This window comes from Herbaspirillum sp. BH-1 (genome assembly GCF_002870055.1).
Taxonomy (GTDB): Bacteria; Pseudomonadota; Gammaproteobacteria; order Burkholderiales; family Burkholderiaceae_D; genus Herbaspirillum; species Herbaspirillum frisingense.
Window position 1 is genome coordinate 221,164 of the sequence record NZ_PKOI01000006.1, and the last position, 16,311, is coordinate 237,474.

Here is a 16,311-nt window from a genome sequence, read left to right on the forward strand (position 1 = left end):
ACAATACGGCCCATGCAACTGCAACTACCCGAACCAGGCGCCGACGCACAGTCGGCCTCGCACACCCTCCAGCAACTGATCGCCGGCGAGATCGCCGCCGCCGGTGGCTGGATTTCCTTCGAACGTTACATGGATCTGGCCCTGTATGCGCCCCAGGTGGGCTATTACAGCGGTGGTTCGGCCAAGCTGGGCAAAGAGGGGGATTTTACAACCGCGCCGGAAATCTCGCCCCTGTATGGCGCCACGCTGGCCCACCTGGCCGCCGAGGTGATCGCCGCCAGTCCCGAGGTGGACAACGTGCTGCTGGAATTCGGCGCCGGTACCGGCAAGCTGGCACGGGACATCCTCAGCGAATTGCAGTTGCGGGAGGCCTTGCCGCGAAAATATTTCATCGTGGAAATCTCGGCGCAGTTGCGCGCACAGCAACAGGCAACACTGGCCGCTTTCGCGTCGGTGGTGGAGTGGCTCGATGCCTTGCCGGAAAGCTTTTCCGGTGTGGTGGTGGGCAATGAGGTGCTGGACGCCATGCCGGTGCGGCTGGCCGTGAAGGCGGCCGAGGGCTGGCTGGAGCGCGGCGTGGCATGTGATGCCCAGGGGCGCCTGCGCTTCGAGGACCGTGCCGTGGCCGATCTGCCGGTGGCGCAGATTCCCGACGCGGATGAACTGCCGCAGGGTTATCTCACCGAACTGGCGCCAGTGGCCATCGGTTTCATGCATACGCTGGGGCGCATGCTGGCCCGGGGCGCAGGTGGCCTGGCGATCCTGCCGGATTACGGATTCCCGGCCGCGGAATACTATCTGCTGGATCGTGATCAGGGGACACTGATGTGCCACTACCGCCATCATGCCCACCCTGATCCGTTCTACTGGCCAGGCCTGCAGGACATTACGGCCCACGTCGATTTCACCGCGATGGCAGTAGCCGCGGTGGAAGAGGGGGCCGAAGTGCTGGCCTATACCAGCCAGGGCGCATTCCTGCTCAATGCCGGCATTGGCGAGCTGCTGCTGCGTACTTCGCCCGAGGACAGCTTGCGTTATCTGCCGCTGGCCAATGGCATGCAGAAACTGATTTCCCCGGCCGAGATGGGCGAGCTGTTCAAGGTACTGGCCATCGGTAAGAATGTCGAATGGCCGGCCCGTATGCTGCGTCACGACCGCACCCACCGACTCTGAGGAGAAGCGCTTGATACGCTGGATCGTCGTCATCTTTCTCTCGGTCATCGTGTTCTCGACCTTGCTGCCCTGGCTGGAGAAGCTGGGCATCGGCCGCTTGCCGGGGGACTTGCGCTTCCGTCTGTTCGGCCGCATCTTTTCGCTGCCCTTTGCCTCGACCATCCTGATCTCGGTGGTGGTGTTCCTGCTGGCGAAGCTACTCTGAATCCGACAAGGAGCCTGCGACATGCGCGTATTGCTGGTGGAAGACGATCCCATGGTGGGCGAAGCCGTGCGCAAGGGTTTGCGCCAGGACGGTTTTGCCATCGACTGGGTGCAGGATGGCAAGTCGGCCGACGTTGCCCTGCGGACCGAGGATTACGCCATGTTGCTGCTGGACCTGGGCCTGCCGCAAAAGGATGGCCTGGCGGTGTTGCGCACGCTGCGCGAGCGCGGCAATGGCATCCCGGTGCTCATCACCACGGCGCGTGACGCAGTGGCCGACCGCGTGGCCGGGCTTGATGCCGGCGCCGACGATTACCTGATCAAGCCGTTCGACCTGGAAGAACTGTCGGCCCGCATGCGCGCCCTTTCGCGCCGTCAGGCGGGGCGGGCAGAGAGTCTGGTGCAGGTGCGTGAGGTGGTACTGAATCCAGCCACCCACGAGGTCACCGTGGGTGGCAAGCCGGTCAACCTGTCGGCGCGTGAATTCACGCTGCTGCAGGCCTTCATGGATCGTCCCGGGGTGGTGCTGTCGCGGGCGCAGCTGGAAGAAAAACTGTACGGCTGGGACGACAGCATCGAGAGCAATGCCGTCGAAGTGCATATCCACGCGCTGCGCAAGAAGGTCGGCAGCGACTTCATCAAGAACGTGCGCGGCGTGGGTTACCTGGTGCCGGCATGAAATCGATCCGCAACAAGCTGTTGCTGTGGCTGGGACTGGGCCTGTTCTCCATCATCGTGCTGGCCGGGGTGGCGCTGTACTTCCAGGCGCGTGGCGAGGCCAACCAGATCTTCGATTACCAGATGCGCCAGATCGCGGCCTCGCTGCCGCGCCAGGCCTTCTCGCCGATCTCGCCGGGGCAGCAGTTCCCTGAGCTGGAGGACGAGATCATGATGCAGATCTGGGACAGTCGTGGCTCCGTCATCTACCACTCGCATGCCCGTGGCGCCATGCCGCGCCAGGCCGAACTGGGCTTTGCCAATGTGCGCGGGCCCAATGGCATGTGGCGCGTCTACAGCGCGCAGATCGGCAGTACCGTGGTGCAGGTGGCGCAGCCGCAGAGCGCACGCGACGAGATCGCCGCGCAGATGGCGGTCAAGACGGTGGTGCCCCTGCTGTTGCTGTTTCCCCTCATCGGGGTGTTGTCGTGGGTGGCAGTCAGTCGTGGTTTGGCGCCGGTGCGCAAGGCCGCCGCCGAAGTGGCCGCGCGCGACATGAATTCGCTGCAGCCCTTGTCGGACGTGGGCATGCCGCAGGAAATCCAGCCGCTCACGCATGCCTTGAATGACCTGCTGGCGCGCCTGAAGCATTCCACCGAAACCCAGCGCGCCTTCGTCGCCGACGCCGCCCATGAATTGCGCACGCCGCTGACCGCCCTGCGTCTGCAGGCGCAACTGGCCGAGCGTGCCAGCGATGAAGAGGAGCGCCGGGCTGCTTTTGCGGACCTCAAGAGCGGCCTGGAGCGGACCTCCCACCTGGTGCATCAGTTGCTTACCCTGGCGCGCCAGGAACCCGATGCCATGGGCTTTACGGCGGTCGATCTGCGCGCGCTGCTGGCCAGCGTGGTGGGCGACCTGTCGTCGGTGGCCGAGCATGGCGGCATCGATCTGGGGTTGTCGGATGCGGGTGATGATGGCCGGCGGCTGCAGGTGCAAGGCAATGCCGATGCCCTGCGCATCCTCTTCAACAATCTGGTGGACAACGCCTTGCGCTACACGCCCGCGGGCGGCGTGGTCGATGTCGGCGTCGATCTGTCCGTTGCCGGTCGTTGCACGGTCGTCATCCAGGACAGCGGACCGGGTATTGCCGAGAGCGAATTGCCGCGTGTCTTCGATCGTTTCTATCGCGCCCAGCGTCCACACGGTGCGCAGGATGCCAGCAGCAATCGTGCCGCCTTCGGTAGCGGCCTGGGACTGGCCATCGTGCGCCAGATCGCCGACCTGCACCGCGTACCGGTGACCCTGGTCAATACCGGCAAGGGCTTGCAGGCCAGGGTCGACTTCATCCTGCTGCCTGCCTAGGCGGCGCCAGGCAAACCACATGCAGGGCATGCAGGCTTCTTTTTTCTGCCTTAAGTCTGCCTTAATTTTCACTGCTTAATCTTCACTCCAACGGTTGAGGCCAGTGGGTCGCTCAAGTGCGGCGAACCGACCCGACCATCGATATCGCGTTCGATCAAGGAGAAGAAGATGAGCCGTCGCATTGTTTTTGTTCGTAACACTTTGGCCGTCATGATTGCCGCAGTGGTCGGCGGCAGCTATGTCTATTTTCGTGGCGCCGACCTGCCATCGGCGCAGGCGGCCGCGGTCAGCGCCCCGCTGGTGGCGGCCAGCCCCGCGCCCGCTGCCCCGGCCGGACCGGTGGTCGCGGCGGCGACCGATTTCTCGGGCATCGTACAGCGCTATGGTCCGGCCGTGGTCAACATCAGCGTGACCGGCAAGGCGCGCAAGGTGGCCGATGACGACGACAACGGCGTAGACCCCAACGATCCCTTCTCCGAATTCTTCAAGCGCTTCGGGCCGCAGCTGCAGATGCCGCAGCAACCGCGGGTGATGCATGGTCTCGGTTCGGGGTTCATCATTTCGCCTGATGGCCTGATCCTCACGAACGCCCACGTGGTCGATGGCGCCCAGGAGGTGGTGGTCAAGCTGACTGATCGCCGCGAGTTCAAGGCCAAGGTGCTGGGCATCGACAAGCAGAGCGATATCGCCGTCATCCGCATCGATGCGAAGAGCCTGCCGACGGTGCAGATCGGCGACCCGTCGCGGGTCAAGGTCGGACAGCCGGTGCTGGCCATCGGCTCGCCCTACGGCTTCGACAATACCGCCACGGCCGGCATCATCAGCGCCAAGTCGCGCAGCCTGCCGGACGACAATTATGTTCCCTTCATCCAGACCGACGTCGCGGTCAATCCGGGTAACTCGGGTGGCCCGCTGTTCGATCTGAATGGCCAGGTGATCGGCATCAATTCGCAGATCTACAGCCAGACCGGTGGCTTCCAGGGCCTGTCGTTCTCGATCCCGATCGATGTGGCGATGAAGGTGGAGCAGCAGCTGGTCACGCATGGCAAGGTGACACGCGGCCGCCTCGGGGTGTCCGTACAGGACCTGAACCAGGCGCTGTCGGATTCCTTCGGTCTGAAGAAGTCCGAGGGTGCCCTGATCAGCTCGGTGGAGAAGGGTAGCCCGGCCGACAAGGCGGGTCTGCAACCGGGCGACGTGATTCTGAGTTTCGATGGTCATGCCATTGATCACTCGGTGGATCTGCCCACGCTGGTGGCCGATGCCGCCCCGGGCAGCAGCAAGCCGATGGAAGTGATGCGGGCCGGCAAGGTACGCACCCTCAATGTGACGGTGGGCGAGATGAAGCAGGCCAAGAGCGATGCCAAGCCGGGTAAGAGCGATGACCAGGGGCGCCTGGGGCTGGCGGTGCGTCCGCTGGACAAGGACGAGCAAGCCCAGCTGGGTGGTCAGAAGGGCTTGCTGGTGGAAGACGCCAGCGGACCTGCGGCCGTGGCCGGCATCCAGAGCGGAGACGTGATCCTGGCGCTCAATGGCACCCCGGTCACGAGCGTGCCCCAGTTGCGCAAGCTGGCTACCGAAGCCGGCAAGAATGTGGCGCTGCTGGTGGAGCGCGGCGACGAGAAGATCTTCGTGCCGCTGGCGCTGAATTGATATAAATGATTTGACGTTTTGCAGTGGGTAGTACCGGTGAGCAGTCAGTAGTACGCAGTGAGTAGTTGTGAGTAGTGAGCAGTAGGTAGTCTTGTAGTAAGTGGTAAGCAGTAAGCAGTGAGGGATTTGGCCGGATGTGCGCAAGCGTGTCCGGCCTTTTTTTATGGCGCGGGCGGTGCGGGGGGCTCCTGGCGCCACTGGTCGTGCGAGTGATCGCGCTCCAGCGCCTCGCGGTCGCCGGCGAACATGGCCTGCAGTTCCTCTCTTGCCTGTGCGGCCATCGATACCATCTGCGCCTGGTTCTTGTAGTGCGGATAGAGCGCTTCCAGGGTCTTGAGATTATGGGCACGGAATTTCATGGCTGCCTCGCGGGCGCGATAGGCGCCGAAGTCCAGCTGCTGCAACACCTGCCGGCCCATGTGCAGGGCACTCTCGAAGGTTTCGCGTTCCAGGACGGTCACGCCGCGATCCATCAGGTCGTAGAGATGGGTGACGTTACGGGCGCGGGCCGCGATCTGCAGGTGCGGGAATTCTTCGCGGACCTTGTCCACCATTTCCAGTGCGGCTTGCGCATCGTCGATGGCGATCACCAGTACGCGCGCCTTGTCGGCACCGGCGGTACGCAGCAGATCGATGCGGGTGGCATCGCCGTAGAACACCTTGAAGCCGAACTTGCGCAGGAAATCGATCTGGTCCGGGTCATGGTCCAGCACGGTGGCACCGATGCCATTGGCGGCCAGCAGGCGGCCGACGATCTGGCCGAAGCGGCCGAAGCCGGCGATGATGACCTGATGGTCCTGCGGATCGATCTTGTCTTCCGGACGGCGCTTGCCGCCTTCTAGCCAGCGTACCAGCAGGCGGTCGTGCACCAGGAGCATGAGCGGCGTGATCAGCATCGACAAGGCCACTACCACCACCAGCATGGAAGAGATCTCGGGCGTGAGCACCTTGGCGGTGACCGCCGCGCCGAAGACGATGAAGGCGAATTCCCCACCCTGGGAGAGCAGGAAGGCGAAGAACAATTGCTGTCCGCGGGGAATGCCGAAGCAGCGGCCGAGGACCCACATCACACTGGTCTTGATGGCCAGAAAGCCGAGCACCATGCCGATGATGCGCCAGGGCTGCGCGAGGAACACGCCGAAGTCCACCGACATGCCCACGGCGATGAAGAACAGGCCCAGCAGCAGGCCCTTGAAGGGTTCCAGGTCGCTTTCGAGCGCATGACGATATTCGGAATCGGCCAGCAGCACGCCGGCCAGGAAGGTCCCCAGTGCCATCGACATGCCCACCGACTGCATCAGCAGGCAGGTGGCGATCACCAGCAGCAGGGCGAAGGCGGTGAAGATTTCGCGCATGTCGGTCTTGGCGATGATGCGCAGGATGGGGCGGATCAGCACGCGCCCACCGAAGATCAGCAGGCCGATCACCAGGGCCACCTGGCCAGCATGCAACCAGCCCTGGCCACTGCCCTGGCTGGCCGCCACGCCCAGGAGGGGAACGGCGGCCATCATCGGGATGGCGGCGATGTCCTGGAACAGCAGGATGGAAAAGCCGGCGGCGCCGGCCGGGGTGGCGGTGAGCTTGCGCTCGCCCAGCGTGGCCAGGGCGATGGCGGTGGAAGAAAGCGACATTCCCAGCGCGGCGATCAGGCCGATGCGCCAGGGTACACCGGCTGCCAGGGCCGCTGCGAAGAGGGCCAGCGAGACACTGGCGACCTGCACGCTGCCCCAGCCGAAGATGGAGCGGCGCAAGGCCCACAGGCGCTTGGGATCGAGTTCCAGGCCGATCAGGAACAGCAGCAGCACCACGCCGAACTCGGAAAATTCGAGGATGTGCTTGACCTCGGTGATCAGTCCCAGCCCCCAGGGACCGATGACGATGCCGGCCAGCAGGTAGCCCAGCACGGCGCCCAGGCCCAGGCGCTTGGCGATGGGCACGGCGGCCACCGCGGCGAGCAGATAAACCAGGGCGATGAGCAGTTGTTCATCCATGGAAGCGTCCAGTTTTCAGAAATGGGGTCGGGTGTGGAGGGAGGGTGCTGCGCATCATGCCTGCAGGCCCTCCAGATAGCGTTCTACGTGGTGCTGGAATTGCACCGGTGGGATATGGTGGGCGCCGTGCAGGATCAGCGGTTCTACCCATTGCATGCCGCACAGGCGGGCGGTCTGCTGGTAAGGCGGGAGGAAGTCCTCGAAGCGGTGGCCGTGGCGGCCGTCACTGCTGTAGGAGGCGGTCTCGCCACCGGTGGAGGCCACCAGCCAGAATCGCTTGCCCTGCAGCGCGTGGCCGTCGTGGCCGAAGGCCCAGCCTCGGGCGAGCACGCGGTCCAGCCATTCCTTTTGCAGCGCCGGCATGCTGTACCAGTGGATGGGATGCTGCATCACGATCAGTTCAGCCTCGCTCAACAGTTGCTGTTCGTGCGCGATGTCGATGTGGAAATCCGGGTAATGCTCATAGAGATCGTGGACCCGCACCTCGGGGAGCCGGGCAGCGGCTTCCAGCATGAGGTGGTTGGTGCGCGAAAGCTCGGCAGCGGGATGGGCGTAGAGGATCAGGACCTTGGACATGGTGGCGGAGCTGGACGGTTGATCTGGCCGGGCCTGGCAGATCCGGTGAAATTGGCCGGAACATGCACGGCCTTTGTGTTGTCTGCCAGTACGAGGGAAAGGAGTGTGCCATGAAAGCGGGAGCGGCGGCTTGTATGAAACTGCTTGCCAGCACCGGCTGCCGCAGGCACAGCCGCCTTGCCGGGCGACAGGTGTCCAAAGCCGGGCAATGCGCTTATACTCAGCCACTCCCCGGGTCCTCTGTCGTAGATTGTCGCCATGCGCGTGGCCCATCAAGCGCGCGGCAGTTCATCCATCCAGATCACTTATTGCAGCCATGTCCGACATCCAAGATTCCGAAGCCAACCTGCCGCCCGACCGCACCCCGGGTACGGCCGCGGCCAAGCCTCTCTCCGCCGACGCCTCCGGGGCGCCGGCCGCCTCCCAGAATCCTGCCGGGACGCCGCCGGTAGCGGGCCCCACCGTCAGCGCTGGCGCCAGCCCCGTGGTCCAACCCGCAGTGCCTACGCCGGTCGCCCCTGCTGCTGCAGCCGCTCCCGTGCAGCCTGGACCCGGTGCCCAGCCTGCGGCAGAAGCGACCCAGGCACAGGCGCAGCAAAGTCCGCAGCAAAGTCCCTATTCTTCCCTGCCCCCGCCGCCCCATCATGCCGGCGACGCGCCCTGGGCGCAGACCTGGCGTTTCCTCACGGCGCGCCTGCGCCAGCTGTCGGACAAGGCCGGTCGCCGGGTCATGCAACGGACGTTGAAGATCGGCGTGTCGGCCCGTATCTTCCACCCGGAAAGCGGTGCCAAGGGCCTGCGCAGCAAGACCCTGCAATATCTGGAGGAATCGATTGCGCAGTGGGTCATGTCGCGCGATGTGCTGGTCTTCATGATCCCGACCGTCAATACCAATGGCCTGGTCCACCCCAGCAATATCCGCCTGCGGGACTATGCCAAGCACCTCGATGGGCTGGTCTTGCAGGGTGGGGCCGACGTCTCGCCGCAGAGCTATGCCCAGGCTGCCACGCGCCCGGAGTGGAGCGGTGACCGGGTGCGCGACATGTACGAACTGGAGCTGCTGCACGAGTTCATCGAGGCCGGCAAGCCGGTGCTGGGGATCTGCCGCGGCTGCCAGCTGATCAACGTGGCCTTCGGCGGCACGCTGTATCAGGACATCGCTACCGATGTGCCGACCGCCATCCTGCACGTCAATGACCAGTACGACAGCAATTATCACGCGCTGCATTTCCCCCAGGGCTCGTCGCTGGCAGGCATGGTCAAGACCGAGAATGCCATCGTCAACTCGATTCACCACCAGGCGGTGCGTGACATCGGACGCGACCTGTCGGTGGAGGCGGTATCGGGCCCGGACCAGATCGTGGAGGCCATCCGCTATCGCAAGGCGCCGTTCGTGATGGGCCTGCAGTGGCACCCGGAATTCCACCGCGCCGGTGGAGCCGAACTGCTGGATTGCACCCCCATCCTCGACAGTTTCCTGCGCGCTGCGCGGGAAACCCGCTTCTGATGGTCGGCCGGTTCTGATGGCCTCCCGACACGGCCTGTGTCGGGAGAATCCGCCGGAACCTAACGTGCCCCGCATCATCGAACCAGTTTGCGCTGGCGCAAGCCTGCTCCAATGCATGTGCAGCAGACCGGCAAGGCGCTATTCGCCAGCAACCGGACTCTGTAGAATCAAAAGCTCGTCGCAACGCAGCAAACCTGCTCGCCTCAGCCTGGACATGGGGCAAGTGGCGAGAGGGATGCGACGTCTTGCTAGTCTTTTCCATAACCGGCAAAAAAGGAGAATTTAAATGCCTCAATCCCCCGCACTGAAGACCGTCCGCAACGACATGAAGACCCTGGTCAAGGACGCCCAGGCATTGTTCGCCGAGGCCGCTGCTGCCACCGGTGAAAAGGCTGACGAATTGCGCGCCAAGGGCCTGACCCTGCTGGAAGCCGCTGCCGAAGCGGCCCAGGGCGCGCAGGCTGCCGCCATCGAGAAGGGCAAGGAAGTGGCTGCCAAGACCGACGACTATGTCCACGAAAATCCGTGGCGTGCGGTGGCCATTTCGGCCGGGCTGGGCCTGCTGGTGGGCCTGGTCATCGGTCGCAGCAAGTAAGCGCCGCGCCGATGGCGACGCCCCACAAGGAAGGCCCGGCGGCCTCCACCGCCCAGGCCGCCCACCCCGGATTGACGGCGGGGCTCCTGGGTCTGGCCAAGAACCTGCTCGGCCTGATCATCAGCCGTATCGAGCTGGCATCGCTGGAGATGTCCGAAATCGGTGCCAACCTGCTGCGCTTTGCTGTCATCTTCGTGCTGGCGGCGGTGGGCTTGTGGTTTGCCATTGCCTTCTGGTCGGTGCTGATCGTGATGCTGGCCTGGGACGCCTGGGGCTGGAAGATCCTGGCCCTGCTGGGCGCCTTTTTCACTGCGGCGACGGTCGGGCTGGTGTGGTACGCCCGCTCGGTGCTGCAGCAAGGCAAGCTTTCGCTGCCGCAGACCATGACCGAGCTGCGCAAGGATCGTGATGCACTGTTGTAGGTGCAAGTTTTCCATCAGAACGAGGACAGCATGACAGACCTGGATCACGGCATGACCCATGAGGAGCGCAAGCGTAAGGTACTGGCGCAGGGTGCGCTGTATCGGCTGGGCGTGATGGAGTCGCGTGAGGTGGTGCGCGAAAATCTCAGCGCCGAGTCGCTGGCCAAGGGGGCCTTGAGCCGCGTTGGCCATTTTGCCGCTTCGCTGTTTGGCGGCGGCAAGACGGTGCAGTCGATCAAGTCGATCAGCAGCGGCGGGCTGGGCAACCTGAATTTGCAGACGGTGACGCCATTGCTGATGACAGGTGCTTCGCTGCTGTCGCGTCGCTGGCTGCGCAAGCCGCTGATGATGGGTGGCGTCATCGCCGCCGTGGGTGGGCTGGCCTATTATTTCAGCCAGCGCGGCGGGTCGGGCGGCAACGAGACGGTGGAACTGGAAGGACCGTCCCAGCCTGACTAGTTCTGCTTGGTTCTATTTGCACCGGCCGTTTCACCCAAAGGCATCCGTTCATCCGGATGCCTTTGTAATTTGGCGGGTGCATCTCCCAAGCAGGAACATATCGGGCCGGCGAATGCTCTGAGGAAGACCGGCTAATGGCCCGGACAACAAAACTAAAAGACAAGAAAGGACATGACATGAAGAAACTCTCCATTGCGGCGATCGCCGGTGTGCTGGCGCTTTCCGGCTGCGCCGACATGAGCCCGACGCAACGTGGCACGGCTACCGGTGCAGGTATCGGCGCCGGCCTGGGTGGCATCATCGGCGCAGCCACCGGTGGTGGTGGTGGCGGACGCGCCCTGGGTGGTGCGGCCATTGGTGGCGCCATCGGCGCGGTAGCGGGCAACATCTGGTCCAACCGTATGGAAAACCAGAAGCGCGCCATGGAACAGGCAACCCAGGGCACTGGCGTGCAAGTCACCCAGACCGCGGACAACCGCCTGAAGCTGGAAATCCCGAGTGACATCTCCTTTGATACGGGTCGTGCCGACATCAAGCCCGAGATGCGTCCGGTGCTGGATCGCTTCGCCGCCACCCTGGTGGAAAATCCGGCGACCACGGTCACCATCGTTGGCCACACCGACAACACCGGCAGTGATGCCATCAACGACCCGCTGTCGCAACAGCGTGCAGCCCGTACCCGCGACTACCTGAGCTCGCGCGGCGTAGCGGCCAATCGTTTCGTGATCATGGGGCGTGGTTCACATGAGCCGCTGGTGCCGAACAATTCGGATGCCAACCGCGCCAAGAACCGTCGCGTGGAAATCTTCGTGGCCGAGCAACAGGCTGCAGCACCCGCCCAGCAAGCGCCGGCAGGCTATGCGCCGGGTGGCTATCCCCCGCCGCCTCCGCCGCGTTATTGAGATTGAGATGACCAGCCGGAAGGTGCCATGCGCACCACCGGCAACTGGCGCCCTGGCAGCATGACAGGGCGGCCGCAAATGAAAAATCCCCGAATTCGATTCGGGGATTTTTTTTGCGGACGTATGATTTCCGGTGGGATGCAGTTCTTACTTGGCAGGTGCGTCTGCAGCGGGTGCGGCACCTTCAGCGGCGGCGGGCGCCTTTGCTTCCGGTTCCTTGAACTTGCCGCCGGACTGGTTGGCCATGTAGGCCACGGTACGCTGGATTTCCACATCGTCCAGGTCCGGGTTGCCGCCCTTGGCGGGCATGGCGCGCAGACCGTTGATGGCGTGCGTGACCAGGGTGTCATAGCCTTGTGCGATCCGGGCTTGCCAAGAGGCGGCATCGCCCACCTTGGGGGCACCTGCCACGCCGGCGCCATGGCAGGCGGCACAGGTGGTCTTGTAGACCTCTTCACCCGAAAGCAGTTGCTTGGGGCCGTTGGCATCGCGGAAGGTGAAGCCGTCATCGGAGACGGGCTTGATGCGCGCCGCGATCATCTCGGGCGTCTGACTGTCGGAGCCGGCACCGGTCTTCTGGCCGTTGGTCACGTACTGCACCAGTAGCACGATGCACACGATGGGGACCATAAAACCTGCGACTACCGCTGCGATCAATTGCTTGGGAGTCTTGATTGCCGACTCGTGTTCATGCTGAGCTGAGCTCATTGGCGTCCCTCCGTAATGTTTCCTCGAAATTGGGGCGGAAAACGTCGGTTCCCTTTGTATCGCCTGGCATTGCGTGGAACTAGGATCAGGCAGGGCTTTCATTGCGCTCTCTCGCCGAACTCTTGATTATAGTCACAATGCTTTCCGTTTGACACGGAAAAACCGCCAGTGCCATGGACGTCCAGAGGGAAAGGGGGTATCCTTCAGGCCTTTCCGGGGTTCGCCCCGTCAGCGCGGCTGTAGCTCAGTGGATAGAGTATTGGCCTCCGAAGCCAAGGGTCGTGGGTTCGATCCCCGCCAGCCGCGCCACTTTCCCCCCTTCGCCGTCACCTGCCCGCCGCCCTGTGCCCTGCAATGTCGGGCCGTCCTGTCCGGAACTCCTTCAGCCAGTCTGGAAAAGAATTAGTCATTCCGGCAAAGCAGATATCCACGCGATACAAAAATTATCAAAACAGCAACGTATTCTGCTGGGAAATATTATCCTTTGCTTATACGGCAAATACTTTGCGCGATATCAATGTCCAGCCGGCGCAGGCCGACATTGTGAGATGTTTGATATGTCTCTCAGCCTGCGGGCTGCGGATGCGCCGCGCGGTATTGACGTTTAGTCTTGTCCCATTTCTTGTTTCATTTCGCGCAGACACTCATCCAGCGCCTGATCCCAGTCGGGAAGGGTGATGCCGAAAACGCGCGTGAGCTTGTCCGTGCACAAGCGGGAATTGCTCGGACGTTGCGCCGGCGTCGGATACGCCGCACTCGAAATGGGCGCCACCTCGGCGGGCGATAGCTGTGCCTGCAGACCCAGGGCAGGCATGGCTTCCACAATGCGGCAGGCGTACTGCTGCCAGTTGGTGGCGCCGCGCGAGCTGAGGTGATACACGCCGCGGGTGTGTTGCATGCGAGCGTGCAGCGTCATCCTGCCGTCGTCCCCCAGCATGCGCGTTACGACGTCAGCTATCGTGCGAGCCCAGGTCGGCGCTCCCCACTGGTCGGCAACGATGTTCAACTGCCTGCGCTGCTGCGCAAGTTGCAGGATGGTGTTCAGGAAATTGCGGCCGTGGGCAGCGTAGACCCAGCTCGTTCGCAGTATCCAGGCGGCATCGCACTCTTCCAGTACGGCGATCTCACCATCCCGCTTGCTGCGACCGTAGACGTTCAGTGGTGCCGTCTGGTCATCTTCCCGGTAGGGTTCAGACTGCATGCCATCAAACACATAATCGGTCGAGAAGTGGATCAACCCGATACCGTGGTGCCGGGCCGCGCGCGCCAGTACCCGGGGGGCGACGGCGTTGATGGCAATGGCCACCTCAGGTTCGCTTTCGGCCTGGTCGACAGCGGTGTAGGCCGCCGCATTGATGATCAGGTCGGGTCGGGTCCGGTCCACGTAGCGGAGGATGGCCGCACTGTCTTCAAGATTCAGCTCGGAGCGAGTGGGAGTGAATAGTTCTGCGCCATACAGTCGTTGCGCCAACGCTTGGCCCACCTGCCCCGATGCGCCAGTGAGCAGGATGCGCAAGCGCTTCATTCGAACACCGCGGCCTGCGCCAGCGGAATCCCGTTTCTATCCTTGTCGGACAGGATAGCTTCCCCTTGCAGCTGCCAATCGATAGCCAGCGCCGGGTCATTCCAGAGAATGGTGTGTTCCTGTTCCGGCATCCAGTAATCGGTGGTCTTGTAAAGGCATTCGGTCTCATCTTCCAGGACCGAGAATCCATGCGCGAATCCCGCCGGCAACCAGAGTTGCAGCTGGTTGCTCGCGCTCAGGACCTGGCTGAACCACTGACCGAAAGTAGGCGAACTGCGACGGATATCAAGCACCACATCCAGCACGGCGCCCCGGGTGACCCGTACCAGCTTGCCCTGTGCCTGCGGGAGCTGGTAATGCAGACCGCGCACGACACCGCGCGCGGAGAGAGAGTGGTTATCCTGTACGAAACGGACATCGGCCCCGGTCCGTGCGCGGAAGTCGCGCTCGTTGAAGCTTTCGTAGAAGAAGCCGCGACTGTCGCTGAAGACTTGGGGTTGGATCAGCATCAGGCCCGCTAGGGGAGTGGGGGTGACCAGCATGGAATGGTAGCCGCGATGGCAGTTAATAACTCATTTCGGTCAGCAGCTGAAGCAGATACTTGCCATAGGCATTGTTCTTCAACGGCTCGGCAAGCCTCTCCAGCTGGAGGGCATCGATATAGCCTCGACGATAGGCGATCTCTTCCGGGCAGGCGACTTTCAGGCCCTGGCGCTTCTCGATGGTGGCGATGAACTGGCCTGCATCCAGTAGCGATTCATGGGTGCCGGTATCGAGCCAGGCGATGCCGCGTCCCATCAGTTCCACCTGCAATTGCCCACGTGCCAGGTAGCTGCGGTTGATATCGGTGATTTCCAGCTCCCCACGTGCCGAGGGGCGGATGGTGCGGGCAATGTCGACCACCTGGTTGTCGTAGAAGTAGAGGCCGGTCACTGCGAAATTGGATTTCGGCCGCGCCGGTTTTTCTTCGATGCCGATTACCCGGCGTGACGGGTCGAATTCGACCACACCGTAGCGTTCCGGATCCTGTACATGGTAGGCAAAGATGGTCGCGCCATCGGTGCGCGCATTGGCCTGGCGCATCGGCGGTTCCAGGTCGCGTCCGTAGAATATGTTGTCTCCCAGAATGAGCGCACAAGGATCATTGCCGATGAAATCCTGGCCGATCAGGAAAGCCTGCGCCAGTCCGTCGGGCGAGGCTTGTACCGCATAACGGATCTGCAGGCCCCATTGCTGGCCGTCTCCCAGCAGTTCGGCAAAGCGCGGCGTATCGCGCGGAGTGGAAATGAGCAGGATATCTCGGATGCCGGCCAGCATCAGGCTCGATAGCGGGTAGTACACCATCGGCTTGTCGTAGATCGGCATGAGCTGTTTGGAGGCAACCTGGGTGGCCGGATAAAGCCGCGTGCCAGAGCCTCCCGCGAGGATGATGCCCTTGCGGCGCACCGGCGGGGTGGTATCGCTCATATCTGTGCTCCCGGTGGATGATCGCCGTATTGCTGCCGCAGCCAGTTCAGGTAATCGCCCGAGCGCACCTGGCGTACCCATTCACCATGCGCCAGATACCACTGCACCGTTTTGCGGATGCCGGTCTCGAAGGATTCCGCCGGTTGCCAGCCCAGTTCGCGTTTGATCTTTCCGGCGTCGATGGCATAGCGACGATCATGTCCGGGCCGGTCCTTGACGAAGGTGATCAGGTCGCGATAGCTGCCCTGCGATCGCGCCGCCAGTTCGTCCAGGATATCGCAGAGGGTGTGCACCACGTGCAGGTTGGTATGTTCGTTGCCCCCGCCGATGTTGTAGGTCTCGCCGACCGTACCGCTGGCCAGAACTGTTCGCAATGCGGCACAGTGATCGGTCACGAACAGCCAGTCCCGAATCTGCAAGCCATCGCCGTAGACAGGAAGGGGATTTCCCGCGAGGGCGTTGGAAATGACCAGCGGGATCAGCTTCTCCGGGAAGTGAAAGGGGCCGTAGTTGTTGGAGCAGTTGGTGGACAGTGTCGGCAATCCATAGGTTTGATGATAGGCCCGCACCAGATGGTCGGATGCCGCCTTGGACGCCGAGTAGAGGCTATTGGGCGCATACGGTGAAGCTTCCGTAAATGGCGCATCTTCCGGCGCCAGGCTGCCATAGACTTCATCGGTGGAGATGTGCAGGAAGCGGAAGTCCGTTTTTTTCCGGGCCCGGCAGCGTCAGCCAATACTGCAACGCCCTGTTGAGCAGATTGAAGGTGCCATTGACGTTGGTACGGATGAACTCGTCGGGACTGCGGATGGAACGATCGACGTGGCTTTCGGCGGCGAAGTGAATGATCGCGCGTGGGCGGTAGCGCGAGAGCAAGGTAGCCATCGCTGTCTCATCGCAGATATCGGCCTGCACGAAGGCATAGCGCGCATCTTTCTCGACCGCGCCCAGGTTATAGGGGTTGCCGGCGTAGGTCAGCTTGTCGATGTTGAGCACGGGTTCGGCCGTGGCCTGCGTCAACCAGTCGAGGATGAAGTTGCTGCCGATGAAGCCGGCACCGCCAGTGATGAAAATCATGGGGCGGCCCGGTTCAGCAGGGTTGACGGCGGC

General features: G+C 63.0%; 16 protein-coding genes, 1 tRNA gene and 1 pseudogene. 11 read left to right on the forward strand and 7 right to left on the reverse strand.

Features of this window, described 5'->3' with window-relative positions:
• The first annotated feature begins 12 nt into the window (after positions 1-12).
• From HBH1_RS10760 to HBH1_RS10780, 5 genes are all read left to right on the forward strand, one after another.
• On the forward strand, positions 13-1,173 hold the full coding sequence (locus HBH1_RS10760; RefSeq protein ID WP_102662759.1) for a class I SAM-dependent methyltransferase: 1,161 nt from the start codon (positions 13-15) through the stop codon (positions 1,171-1,173).
• Between the two features lie 10 nt (positions 1,174-1,183).
• Positions 1,184-1,378 (forward strand): DUF2905 domain-containing protein, encoded by a 195-nt coding sequence (locus tag HBH1_RS10765; protein ID WP_006461312.1) that lies wholly within the window; start codon positions 1,184-1,186, stop codon positions 1,376-1,378.
• Positions 1,379-1,399: 21 nt separating this feature from the next.
• Positions 1,400-2,056: a response regulator gene (locus HBH1_RS10770; protein WP_006461313.1), complete on the forward strand. Its 657-nt coding sequence runs from the start codon at positions 1,400-1,402 to the stop codon at positions 2,054-2,056.
• Complete coding sequence (locus tag HBH1_RS10775; RefSeq protein WP_102662760.1) at positions 2,053-3,396, forward strand: ATP-binding protein; 1,344 nt, start codon at positions 2,053-2,055, stop codon at positions 3,394-3,396. The genes HBH1_RS10770 and HBH1_RS10775 overlap by 4 nt, the downstream gene beginning before the upstream one ends.
• A 168-nt stretch (positions 3,397-3,564) precedes the next feature.
• Complete coding sequence (locus tag HBH1_RS10780) at positions 3,565-5,049, forward strand: DegQ family serine endoprotease (RefSeq protein WP_102662761.1); 1,485 nt, start codon at positions 3,565-3,567, stop codon at positions 5,047-5,049.
• Positions 5,050-5,210: 161 nt separating this feature from the next.
• Here the strand turns inward: HBH1_RS10780 and kefC are convergent, their stop codons facing one another.
• Both kefC and HBH1_RS10790 read right to left on the reverse strand, forming a co-directional pair.
• On the reverse strand, positions 5,211-7,040 hold the full coding sequence (gene kefC / locus HBH1_RS10785; protein WP_102662762.1) for a glutathione-regulated potassium-efflux system protein KefC: 1,830 nt from the start codon (positions 7,038-7,040) through the stop codon (positions 5,211-5,213).
• 54 nt (positions 7,041-7,094) lie between these two features.
• Entirely contained in the window at positions 7,095-7,616 is a 522-nt protein-coding gene (locus HBH1_RS10790; protein ID WP_102662763.1) for a glutathione-regulated potassium-efflux system oxidoreductase KefF, read from the reverse strand.
• 316 nt (positions 7,617-7,932) lie between these two features.
• Here HBH1_RS10790 and HBH1_RS10795 point away from each other — a divergent pair, with 316 nt between their 5' ends.
• The 5 genes from HBH1_RS10795 (at position 7,933) to HBH1_RS10815 (ending at position 11,501) form a co-directional block, all read left to right on the forward strand.
• Positions 7,933-9,123: a gamma-glutamyl-gamma-aminobutyrate hydrolase family protein gene (locus HBH1_RS10795; protein WP_102662764.1), complete on the forward strand. Its 1,191-nt coding sequence runs from the start codon at positions 7,933-7,935 to the stop codon at positions 9,121-9,123.
• Between the two features lie 286 nt (positions 9,124-9,409).
• The gene (locus HBH1_RS10800; protein ID WP_077236255.1) at positions 9,410-9,718 is read left to right on the forward strand and encodes an ElaB/YgaM/YqjD family protein; all 309 of its coding nucleotides are present in this window, start codon (positions 9,410-9,412) and stop codon (positions 9,716-9,718) included.
• 11 nt (positions 9,719-9,729) lie between these two features.
• Positions 9,730-10,140, forward strand: a complete 411-nt coding sequence (locus tag HBH1_RS10805; protein ID WP_102662765.1) for a phage holin family protein — start codon at positions 9,730-9,732, stop codon at positions 10,138-10,140.
• Positions 10,141-10,170: 30 nt separating this feature from the next.
• Positions 10,171-10,599, forward strand: coding sequence for a hypothetical protein (locus HBH1_RS10810; RefSeq protein ID WP_077236254.1), 429 nt, complete (start codon positions 10,171-10,173; stop codon positions 10,597-10,599).
• A 176-nt stretch (positions 10,600-10,775) separates the two neighbouring features.
• Positions 10,776-11,501: a YiaD family glycine zipper/OmpA-like lipoprotein gene (locus HBH1_RS10815; protein ID WP_006461322.1), complete on the forward strand. Its 726-nt coding sequence runs from the start codon at positions 10,776-10,778 to the stop codon at positions 11,499-11,501.
• Between the two features lie 147 nt (positions 11,502-11,648).
• Here HBH1_RS10815 and HBH1_RS10820 read toward each other — a convergent pair whose 3' ends face one another.
• Positions 11,649-12,209 (reverse strand): c-type cytochrome, encoded by a 561-nt coding sequence (locus HBH1_RS10820; protein WP_006461323.1) that lies wholly within the window; start codon positions 12,207-12,209, stop codon positions 11,649-11,651.
• Positions 12,210-12,442: 233 nt separating this feature from the next.
• Here HBH1_RS10820 and HBH1_RS10825 point away from each other — a divergent pair.
• A tRNA-Arg gene (locus HBH1_RS10825) sits at positions 12,443-12,518 on the forward strand.
• A gap of 295 nt (positions 12,519-12,813) precedes the next feature.
• Here HBH1_RS10825 and rfbD read toward each other — a convergent pair.
• The 4 genes and pseudogenes from rfbD to rfbB form a co-directional block, all read right to left on the reverse strand.
• On the reverse strand, positions 12,814-13,734 hold the full coding sequence (gene rfbD / locus HBH1_RS10830) for a dTDP-4-dehydrorhamnose reductase (protein ID WP_102662766.1): 921 nt from the start codon (positions 13,732-13,734) through the stop codon (positions 12,814-12,816).
• Entirely contained in the window at positions 13,731-14,276 is a 546-nt protein-coding gene (gene rfbC, locus HBH1_RS10835; RefSeq protein WP_102662767.1) for a dTDP-4-dehydrorhamnose 3,5-epimerase, read from the reverse strand. Before rfbC ends, rfbD begins: the two co-directional genes overlap by 4 nt.
• Positions 14,277-14,298: 22 nt before the next feature.
• Positions 14,299-15,201, reverse strand: a complete 903-nt coding sequence (gene rfbA / locus HBH1_RS10840; RefSeq protein WP_102662768.1) for a glucose-1-phosphate thymidylyltransferase RfbA — start codon at positions 15,199-15,201, stop codon at positions 14,299-14,301.
• A pseudogene (gene rfbB / locus HBH1_RS10845) lies at positions 15,198-16,278 on the reverse strand (dTDP-glucose 4,6-dehydratase). The gene rfbA and the pseudogene rfbB overlap by 4 nt, the downstream one beginning before the upstream one ends.
• Positions 16,279-16,311: the final 33 nt, after the last annotated feature.

Coding starts and splice junctions, on each gene's coding strand:
- HBH1_RS10775 (WP_102662760.1), top strand. CDS start 2,053: ATGAAATCGATCCGCAACAAGCTGTTGCTGTGGCTGGGACTGGGCCTG.
- rfbC (WP_102662767.1), bottom strand. CDS start 14,276: ATGCTGGTCACCCCCACTCCCCTAGCGGGCCTGATGCTGATCCAACCC.
- HBH1_RS10800 (WP_077236255.1), top strand. CDS start 9,410: ATGCCTCAATCCCCCGCACTGAAGACCGTCCGCAACGACATGAAGACC.
- HBH1_RS10805 (WP_102662765.1), top strand. CDS start 9,730: ATGGCGACGCCCCACAAGGAAGGCCCGGCGGCCTCCACCGCCCAGGCC.
- HBH1_RS10770 (WP_006461313.1), top strand. CDS start 1,400: ATGCGCGTATTGCTGGTGGAAGACGATCCCATGGTGGGCGAAGCCGTG.
- HBH1_RS10810 (WP_077236254.1), top strand. CDS start 10,171: ATGACAGACCTGGATCACGGCATGACCCATGAGGAGCGCAAGCGTAAG.
- rfbD (WP_102662766.1), bottom strand. CDS start 13,734: ATGAAGCGCTTGCGCATCCTGCTCACTGGCGCATCGGGGCAGGTGGGC.
- kefC (WP_102662762.1), bottom strand. CDS start 7,040: ATGGATGAACAACTGCTCATCGCCCTGGTTTATCTGCTCGCCGCGGTG.
- HBH1_RS10815 (WP_006461322.1), top strand. CDS start 10,776: ATGAAGAAACTCTCCATTGCGGCGATCGCCGGTGTGCTGGCGCTTTCC.
- HBH1_RS10790 (WP_102662763.1), bottom strand. CDS start 7,616: ATGTCCAAGGTCCTGATCCTCTACGCCCATCCCGCTGCCGAGCTTTCG.
- HBH1_RS10780 (WP_102662761.1), top strand. CDS start 3,565: ATGAGCCGTCGCATTGTTTTTGTTCGTAACACTTTGGCCGTCATGATT.
- HBH1_RS10760 (WP_102662759.1), top strand. CDS start 13: ATGCAACTGCAACTACCCGAACCAGGCGCCGACGCACAGTCGGCCTCG.
- HBH1_RS10795 (WP_102662764.1), top strand. CDS start 7,933: ATGTCCGACATCCAAGATTCCGAAGCCAACCTGCCGCCCGACCGCACC.
- HBH1_RS10820 (WP_006461323.1), bottom strand. CDS start 12,209: ATGAGCTCAGCTCAGCATGAACACGAGTCGGCAATCAAGACTCCCAAG.
- rfbA (WP_102662768.1), bottom strand. CDS start 15,201: ATGAGCGATACCACCCCGCCGGTGCGCCGCAAGGGCATCATCCTCGCG.